11 protein-coding genes are annotated in these 6366 nt (G+C 50.8%); all 11 read right to left on the bottom strand.

Annotated elements, in window-relative coordinates; translation table 11 throughout:
- Nucleotides 1–201 (bottom strand): IS1/IS1595 family N-terminal zinc-binding domain-containing protein (locus A3IE_RS0116220; RefSeq protein WP_020395475.1); only part of this gene is annotated, 201 nt, incomplete at its 3' end.
- Between the two features lie 45 nt (nucleotides 202–246).
- Nucleotides 247–732: a hypothetical protein gene (locus A3IE_RS0116215; RefSeq protein ID WP_020396679.1), complete on the bottom strand. Its 486-nt coding sequence runs from the start codon at nucleotides 730–732 to the stop codon at nucleotides 247–249.
- A gap of 12 nt (nucleotides 733–744) precedes the next feature.
- Nucleotides 745–1011, bottom strand: coding sequence for a hypothetical protein (locus tag A3IE_RS21040; protein WP_020396678.1), 267 nt, complete (start codon nucleotides 1009–1011; stop codon nucleotides 745–747).
- A gap of 8 nt (nucleotides 1012–1019) precedes the next feature.
- Complete coding sequence (locus tag A3IE_RS0116205; RefSeq protein WP_020396677.1) at nucleotides 1020–1259, bottom strand: hypothetical protein; 240 nt, start codon at nucleotides 1257–1259, stop codon at nucleotides 1020–1022.
- Nucleotides 1256–2539 (bottom strand): DNA translocase FtsK, encoded by a 1284-nt coding sequence (locus A3IE_RS0116200; RefSeq protein ID WP_020396676.1) that lies wholly within the window; start codon nucleotides 2537–2539, stop codon nucleotides 1256–1258. Before A3IE_RS0116200 ends, A3IE_RS0116205 begins: the two co-directional genes overlap by 4 nt.
- On the bottom strand, nucleotides 2536–3522 hold the full coding sequence (locus tag A3IE_RS0116195; RefSeq protein ID WP_020396675.1) for a hypothetical protein: 987 nt from the start codon (nucleotides 3520–3522) through the stop codon (nucleotides 2536–2538). Before A3IE_RS0116195 ends, A3IE_RS0116200 begins: the two co-directional genes overlap by 4 nt.
- A complete protein-coding gene (locus tag A3IE_RS0116190; protein ID WP_020396674.1) occupies nucleotides 3519–4406 on the bottom strand; it encodes a hypothetical protein in 888 nt (295 codons plus the stop codon). The genes A3IE_RS0116195 and A3IE_RS0116190 overlap by 4 nt, the downstream gene beginning before the upstream one ends.
- Nucleotides 4406–4588, bottom strand: a complete 183-nt coding sequence (locus tag A3IE_RS0116185; RefSeq protein WP_020396673.1) for a hypothetical protein — start codon at nucleotides 4586–4588, stop codon at nucleotides 4406–4408. The genes A3IE_RS0116190 and A3IE_RS0116185 overlap by 1 nt, the downstream gene beginning before the upstream one ends.
- Nucleotides 4588–5160, bottom strand: coding sequence for a hypothetical protein (locus A3IE_RS0116180; protein ID WP_020396672.1), 573 nt, complete (start codon nucleotides 5158–5160; stop codon nucleotides 4588–4590). Before A3IE_RS0116180 ends, A3IE_RS0116185 begins: the two co-directional genes overlap by 1 nt.
- Nucleotides 5160–6095 (bottom strand): hypothetical protein, encoded by a 936-nt coding sequence (locus tag A3IE_RS0116175; protein ID WP_020396671.1) that lies wholly within the window; start codon nucleotides 6093–6095, stop codon nucleotides 5160–5162. The genes A3IE_RS0116180 and A3IE_RS0116175 overlap by 1 nt, the downstream gene beginning before the upstream one ends.
- Nucleotides 6092–6292, bottom strand: coding sequence for a hypothetical protein (locus A3IE_RS0116170; RefSeq protein ID WP_020396670.1), 201 nt, complete (start codon nucleotides 6290–6292; stop codon nucleotides 6092–6094). The genes A3IE_RS0116175 and A3IE_RS0116170 overlap by 4 nt, the downstream gene beginning before the upstream one ends.
- Between the last annotated feature and the right edge of the window lie 74 nt (nucleotides 6293–6366).

The raw sequence follows: 6366 nt of genomic DNA, 5'->3' as shown, positions 1-6366 counted from the left end.
ATCTCTAACCCCTGAACCATTGATCGCCATCTCAACAATTTTTTCGGGAATACCGTCGCGGTTGCCCACATTATGATAGTAAAGTTGAAAACTACGTTGGCAATCACGGCAGCGGTAACGCGGTTCACCACTACGCGCATAGCCGTGTTTGTAAATCGATGCACTTTGACAGTAGCGGCAGTCGACTGGTACGGTGGCCATACACACCTCTTCCTCAGATCAAATGCCTTTAACGATAAAGCTCCATCAAAGCGTTTTCAACTCCCTTAAATCACGACCCGGGTGTTCAGCTTGTTTATCTAAAAATGCCGATATATCCGCTGTGGTGAAGCTGCTAATGCTGCGTTCTCCCCATTCGCGCCGATATTGCTCTACTTTATAGCGCTTTTCTTTTAAAGTGTCGGGCGACACCCTAAAGGGTTTGGCTTTCTTTTCTAGGGCCAAATCCAGCACCTTATTAAAACTATCCAACACCTTGGGGGTTTTGGGTGTTTCTTTACGATTAATGACCGACTGCACCAGCTCGCCCGATTTACGATAAATACTATTGAGCTGGTGTGCGGCCTCAATGGCTTCGGCGCGGGTGGCTTTCGTGCCGTTGGCATCTACCAAGGGCACGGGCTTGCCGTCTGGCATAATATAATAATAATCATCGTAGTTTTTACGTTTGATGACTTTTATGTGCGTGCCGGTCAGATCGTTATTCTGGCGACTTCTGCGCGTGGGTGGCATTGGTTTAGCCCTTTAAGTGTGTTGAGCAATAATATTATCGACAAACCGATTGCCAGTGGTTGGTGGTTTGCTGGATTTTCGTTCGGGTTTTGAGGGATCAGGGTCTAATTTGATGGGTTCGTAGTGTACGTCGCAATACACGACCCATTCGCCACTGGCATTCGACCCAGGGAGCACGCCCGCTTTCAGGCGATTCAAGACCGTGGTTAAGGTTGGGCGGTCTTCGCCGTGGTAGTAATTTTCGAGCCATTCTTTGGCTCTGACGCGGTTGTATTGCATATCTATCCTCACGCTGCCAGCCATAAGTGGCTATAGGTTGCTAAAAATTGCTGTTGTTTTTGGTATTCAAGTAGTGCGGCGGCCTTCAGTGCTTCATGGGCATTGACTGCGCTGCTGCTAAGCGTTTCGTTAAACTGATTTTTGACACTCCAGATTTTGTGTTGTTTGTTGTAGGTCAGTTTGAAATCCCCTAATGCAACGGCCCTTTTGATGATTAACTCCCTATCGTAATTGCTCAACATGCTCATGGCTTCCATTCTCCATTCAAGCGCCTAAACGCTTCCGTATGAATATTTTTAAAATCACTATCTTGAATATTGGCGGCATGGATGCGTTGAATACCTGAGCCTGCGATTTTTAGTAAGCCGTCGCCTTTGCCTAGTAGTTCTTCGCAGCCACTATCACCTATTACCACTCGACTTTGGTGATCTTTATCGACCATGAGGCCCAGGCGGCTGGGGGTGTTGGCGGCAATCAGTGGGTGTACTACGTCCGCAGTTGGATATTGGGTAATCAAGATCATGTGGATTTTGGCAGAGCGTGCTTTCTGGGCGATGCGGGCTAATGCCTTGGTGATGGTTTTGTCTTTGTCATCTTGCATGACGATATCCGCAAGTTCGTCACAAACAAAAATAAGGGGAAAAGGTTTATCACCTGTGGCTAAGCGGCGATCCATTTCTTGAGTGAGCCACAAGACTTGGTCACGCATCGTGGGAATTTCTTTGGCCACGGCGGCGGGTGGAGTTTCAGCATCCTTGGGTAGATCGACTGGATTAATCAGGTAGCGACTTTGCTGATAACGGTCTGCGAAGTCTTCACCTTTACCGTCGGCAATCATCAGGCGGAAGTCAGCACCGGAGGCTATCAATGATAAAAGCATGGCATTAGCTGCCACGGATTTTCCGCTTCCGGTTGTACCGGCTACCACTAAATGGGGTGTGGTGGCTAGATCAAAAACCAAAGCATTACCGAATTGATCAACCGCAGGACAGCAAGGTAATAGCATATCTGGTGAGCGGTTTTGCCATTCGGTGCTTGCTAATAGCTCGCTTAGCGTTGGGTATTGACGGTCGGGTCTTGGAATATCTAAGCCGATTAAGCCACGACCTGCATTAGCCGCCACTTGCACTGTGGAGACACCTAAGTCTCTAGCCATGTCGTCAGTCGGCAGCTTGCCTAAGCGTGTCCCTGTAGCCAGCTTAATCAGATGGCGTGTTAATACTGGGCCTGGTTGTGTACCGGCAGGTTTGCTGTCTGTTATGCCATAGTTAGCCAGTAATTCCGTCATTTCATTACTGGCTTGGCGTGCCGTGTTGAGCAAGCTAGGTAAGGGAGAGGCAAATAAGTAGCCGTCACGCTCATGGCGCGTGCGGTATTGGTTAGCCGCCCAACAGGCGGCTAAGGTGCTGACGGCGGCTACAGGGCTGCCGGTTAAGGCCATGACTGTGCCAGTGATAACAGGTACAGCAGCAATGCTGCCCCACGTTTGGGGGATGAGGTGATCGGGATCAAACTTACCAAGCATCATTGGGCGGCCTCCTGTGTCATGGCGGTGGTAAAGGTTGGTTTTGGCAGCTTGTCATGAGGGTTGGCGGGGGTTGACGCTGGGTTGACGGGGTTGTTGCCGAAGCTTGCCAGTTCAGTTGACGGGGTTGACGGGCTGTTGCCAGGGGTTCCTGTGCCTTGGCTGAGTCCGCTAATCATGACTGCCCCAAACAAGCCCATAATAACCAGCGGCATTAGGTTGCTTTTCATCCATGTGCTAGGGCTATGATCTTCTGGTAAGGTGGCAGTGATACGTTCGGCTTCTGCGGCGGCATGGGCGGCATTCATGGCTAGTTGTTTGCGTTGTTGAGCTAAGGCCAATTGTTTTTTGGCAATATCGAGTAAGCGGGCTTCATCGGCGGCTTTGGCTTGTTGGCGGCGCAATTCTAAGCGCTCGTCGGAGACTTCTAGCAAAGCTTTGGCTGTCTTTAGCCATTGGCTTTCATGCTTGCCAATGCGGTCATAAGCTTGCCACTGGCTAGATTTCTCGGAATGGCGCACGATGATGCCTAATTCAACCAAGATGGGTGCGATCTTGGTTTCCAGCAGATTAGTACTTAAACCTTCAATGGCCGCTGCTTGGCAAATGGCCCGTACGGAGCAAGCTGCCCCACTGTCGTATTGTTGAGTAAGGTTTAACAAGCCGCTGATGTATTGGTCACGGTTGCCCTGATTGGCTTTTACAGCGTCTGCAATGTGGCGCAAGCCTATCTCGCTCATAAATAATTTATGAGCAGCTTCTATGCCTTTTTTGTTGCGTAAATCAACCTGCTCTAAGCCGTTTCTGATTTTTTGATGCACTGCGCTGCTTAAAACGGTGCTGTCATTTTCTGACAAATTCGCTGCATTTTGCGCCGGAAACAGCCCCCCAAATGCCCCCCAAAAGTCCCCGAGCGGGTTTTGAGGCTGTTTTTGACTGATTGGGTCAGGTGCGGTGATGGTTTTTGTAATTGGTGAGGTATTCATTTCCAAAAGCTCCAGCTAGTCGATTCGGGTGATTTTTCTTGGCAATATTGGCTGCGTTGATTGATGGCTCGCTCTCCCATTTGGGCGTAATCGCTGGTATTGGTACCATTGCCATCGCGGCTATCTTTACCACGTAAATACCAGCTATTGGCCGCACCTGAGCCTTTCAAGTGGGCGGCTGCTACATAACCTGCTATGCGTTCTGGTTTGGTTTTTATGAGTGCGCAAGAGGCAAAGCCTGCTTTGACATTGGCAGTGGCTAGGGCAATAAAAGCACGGTCTTGCAGCGCTGGGTTATTTAGAAAGTCATTAGCACTGCCCTGCTTCCAGTTGGCAGTATTGAGCAAAAATTGTTTGTGCTGGGGTGGTAAGCCTTGGCGTACACGACGTGGTGCTTGATCTACTGCGGATTGATGGATTAAGCCTACCACTGCTAAAGCGGATGCGCCGAATTGATAGCCGCCTAAGTAGTAAGCCCAGTTGGTGCTTTGGTAGTTGTGGGTGGATTCTCTGCCGCGCAGGGCCATCATCAGGCGGCAGGTTTGGAGTTCATTTAAGCCTAGTATGGTGCTGGTGACTGTGCCATTGGGTGCAGTGGCTTCAGTGGGTAGGCTGCGGTCAATGTCACCTAACCAATCGCCGACGGCTACACCAGCGGTGGCGGCATTGTTAGCGATAAAGTCCGTGCTGAGTTCGTAGTAATCGCTAATAAAAGGTATGTTGCGAGTTTCTAGGGTGTGCGTGCCAATGGCGCAAACTAGCAAACCCACGATCGCTGCCCATAATTGAGGCATACGGTGCGCGGTTTGTTCTTGTACTTGCAGGAGATTGTTGTCAATCCTACGCACGCGGCGTAGGAGTTCCCGTTCAGTGGTGGCTTGCATTAGTTCACCCACCCGATTAGATGTGACCATGAACCTAGTTGTTCATGTAGTTGTTCAAACCACGCGCTGAGCATGCCACCGGCGGCATTTTCTACGAAAGCGTAGAGTGAGCCGCTAAAGACTAGCCACCAGAGTAATACCCACCCCCACACAGGGGATAGATAGCGGATGAGGCTGGTCATTATTGCCATCTCCATACATAGCGGTTGCCATCCGTGGCCGGTGTGCAGTTACGTTGACCGGCGGCAGTATTGACCCATGCTTTCGCGGGGATCTGGTCACATTCGTTTGATTCAGCTTTGGTGAGTGGGCGAACGGCTACCCATGTCGGGTTGACGCTGGGTTGACGCGGGTTGTTGCCGAAGTTGGCAAGCTGTTGTTGGTAGTTGCCGGTGGTTGACGCGCTGGCAACTGCTTGAGTTGCTGCTTGTGCACCACTGGTGGCGGCATTTTTGGCAGCCTCTAGCATGTTGCTGGCTTGATTGGTATCGACGCGCAAACCTGCATACATAATCATCACGGTGAGCATGGCAGCCCCTAACCAAGCGGCCACGGGTTCACGACTTTTGAGGATAGCACCTGCCACTACGAAGGTTAAACCAGCGGCGGCAAAGTCAATGACGTTATCGCCTGGGAGGTCAATAATGGCAGGGCCACCGGCAATGAGGGATAAGGCGCTTAAAGCGCTAATAGCTAAGCCACCATAGCCGATTAGGCTAGGCATGGCGCTGTTGCTGACGCTGTATACTGACATTATTTTACTCTCCACAAGGTTGTTTGTTGGCGATTGGGGTAGCGGTAGCGGGTAGCGCCGCCCTCACCTTCTTTAATTAAGTAGCCATGCTCGACGGCAGCACTGATGGCAGCGCGTGCTTGGCGATTGGTGCAGTGTTGGCTTTCTTCTAAGGCGGCGGCGGTGATGCAGCCTTCTTTGTTTACTCTGATTTTTTGGTCAGCTAGTGCATCAAGTAGGCAATTCGCTTGTTCTAGTTGCTCAGCGTCTTGGCTTAAAGTGGCTTCTTGTTGGGGTTGACGCAGGGTTGACGGGGTTGTTGACGCGGCGTCAACCCTGTCAACTGCTGTCAACTGCTTGTCAACCGAGCGACGGCGGGCAAAAAGTCCGGCTAAGAGCAGTAAGGCGGGTGTGACCACTTCAAAAGTAGCGGCTATGCCCCACTTGTAAGCGGCTGGAATTTGGCTGCTTGCTTTTTCAGTGGCAGTAAAAGTACGCTCAGTCGGTGTACTGAGTTTGCTGATTTGATCTTGTAAGCGGGTGTATTCAGCAGGATTATTCTTCTTACTGGTCAGGCTTAGTTCTTGAGTGAGGGTTTCTAGGGTTTTAATCCGGCTGGCTTCTTGCTGCTCGTATAATGCATCGGCTGCTTTTGCGTTAGTTTGAGTAGTAAGGGCAACAGATTGGCTGGCGCTGGTGTAGATACCTGCCACCATGCCGACGGCAAAAATACTGGCGGCTAAGCCTGCCCCTACTCGCTTGATTATGCTGAGTTGGTCGGTGGCTGTTTCTGTGCCAACATAATGCCAGCCTGCATAGATAACGGCTGCTGAGCTGGTCACGATTACGCCACCGGCTAACGTGCCAAACATGCTAGCCGCGACAGGATAAGCGGCGGCGGCGCTGGTGATGCTACTGATGGCGGCGGTGATACGGAGGGCGGTTGCGGTGGTCATGCTTTGCCTCCCTTCCGTACTTGCTTAGCAATTTGCTGCGCTAAATGGGCTAGGACAGGGTTTTGTGCAAGTGCTGTGCGGATGCGGTCTTGTTTAATCAGTTCTGCTGCTTGTTCAGCTAGTTTTTTGTCCGCACGGGCAGTGCTAATTACTAGACTGGCCGCTAGTGGTAGTTTCATCATTGGCCCAATTTGCATATACTGTTCTCTCTTTCTGAATTAGCCCGTCTCACTTTCCACGGCTTGACGGGTTGATTTGGTAACGAAAGGCT

Origin of the sequence: Thiolinea disciformis DSM 14473 (assembly GCF_000371925.1) — a bacterium.
In the GTDB taxonomy this organism is placed as follows: Bacteria; Pseudomonadota; Gammaproteobacteria; order Thiotrichales; family Thiotrichaceae; genus Thiolinea; species Thiolinea disciformis.
The sequence above is the reverse complement of the archived record's forward strand: the minus strand, read 5'-3'. Positions and strand labels throughout refer to the sequence as shown.

Coding starts and splice junctions, on each gene's coding strand:
- A3IE_RS0116180 (WP_020396672.1), bottom strand. CDS start 5,160: ATGTCAGTATACAGCGTCAGCAACAGCGCCATGCCTAGCCTAATCGGC.
- A3IE_RS0116175 (WP_020396671.1), bottom strand. CDS start 6,095: ATGACCACCGCAACCGCCCTCCGTATCACCGCCGCCATCAGTAGCATC.
- A3IE_RS0116190 (WP_020396674.1), bottom strand. CDS start 4,406: ATGCAAGCCACCACTGAACGGGAACTCCTACGCCGCGTGCGTAGGATT.
- A3IE_RS0116215 (WP_020396679.1), bottom strand. CDS start 732: ATGCCACCCACGCGCAGAAGTCGCCAGAATAACGATCTGACCGGCACG.
- A3IE_RS0116205 (WP_020396677.1), bottom strand. CDS start 1,259: ATGAGCATGTTGAGCAATTACGATAGGGAGTTAATCATCAAAAGGGCC.
- A3IE_RS21040 (WP_020396678.1), bottom strand. CDS start 1,011: ATGCAATACAACCGCGTCAGAGCCAAAGAATGGCTCGAAAATTACTAC.
- A3IE_RS0116195 (WP_020396675.1), bottom strand. CDS start 3,522: ATGAATACCTCACCAATTACAAAAACCATCACCGCACCTGACCCAATC.
- A3IE_RS0116200 (WP_020396676.1), bottom strand. CDS start 2,539: ATGATGCTTGGTAAGTTTGATCCCGATCACCTCATCCCCCAAACGTGG.
- A3IE_RS0116185 (WP_020396673.1), bottom strand. CDS start 4,588: ATGACCAGCCTCATCCGCTATCTATCCCCTGTGTGGGGGTGGGTATTA.
- A3IE_RS0116170 (WP_020396670.1), bottom strand. CDS start 6,292: ATGCAAATTGGGCCAATGATGAAACTACCACTAGCGGCCAGTCTAGTA.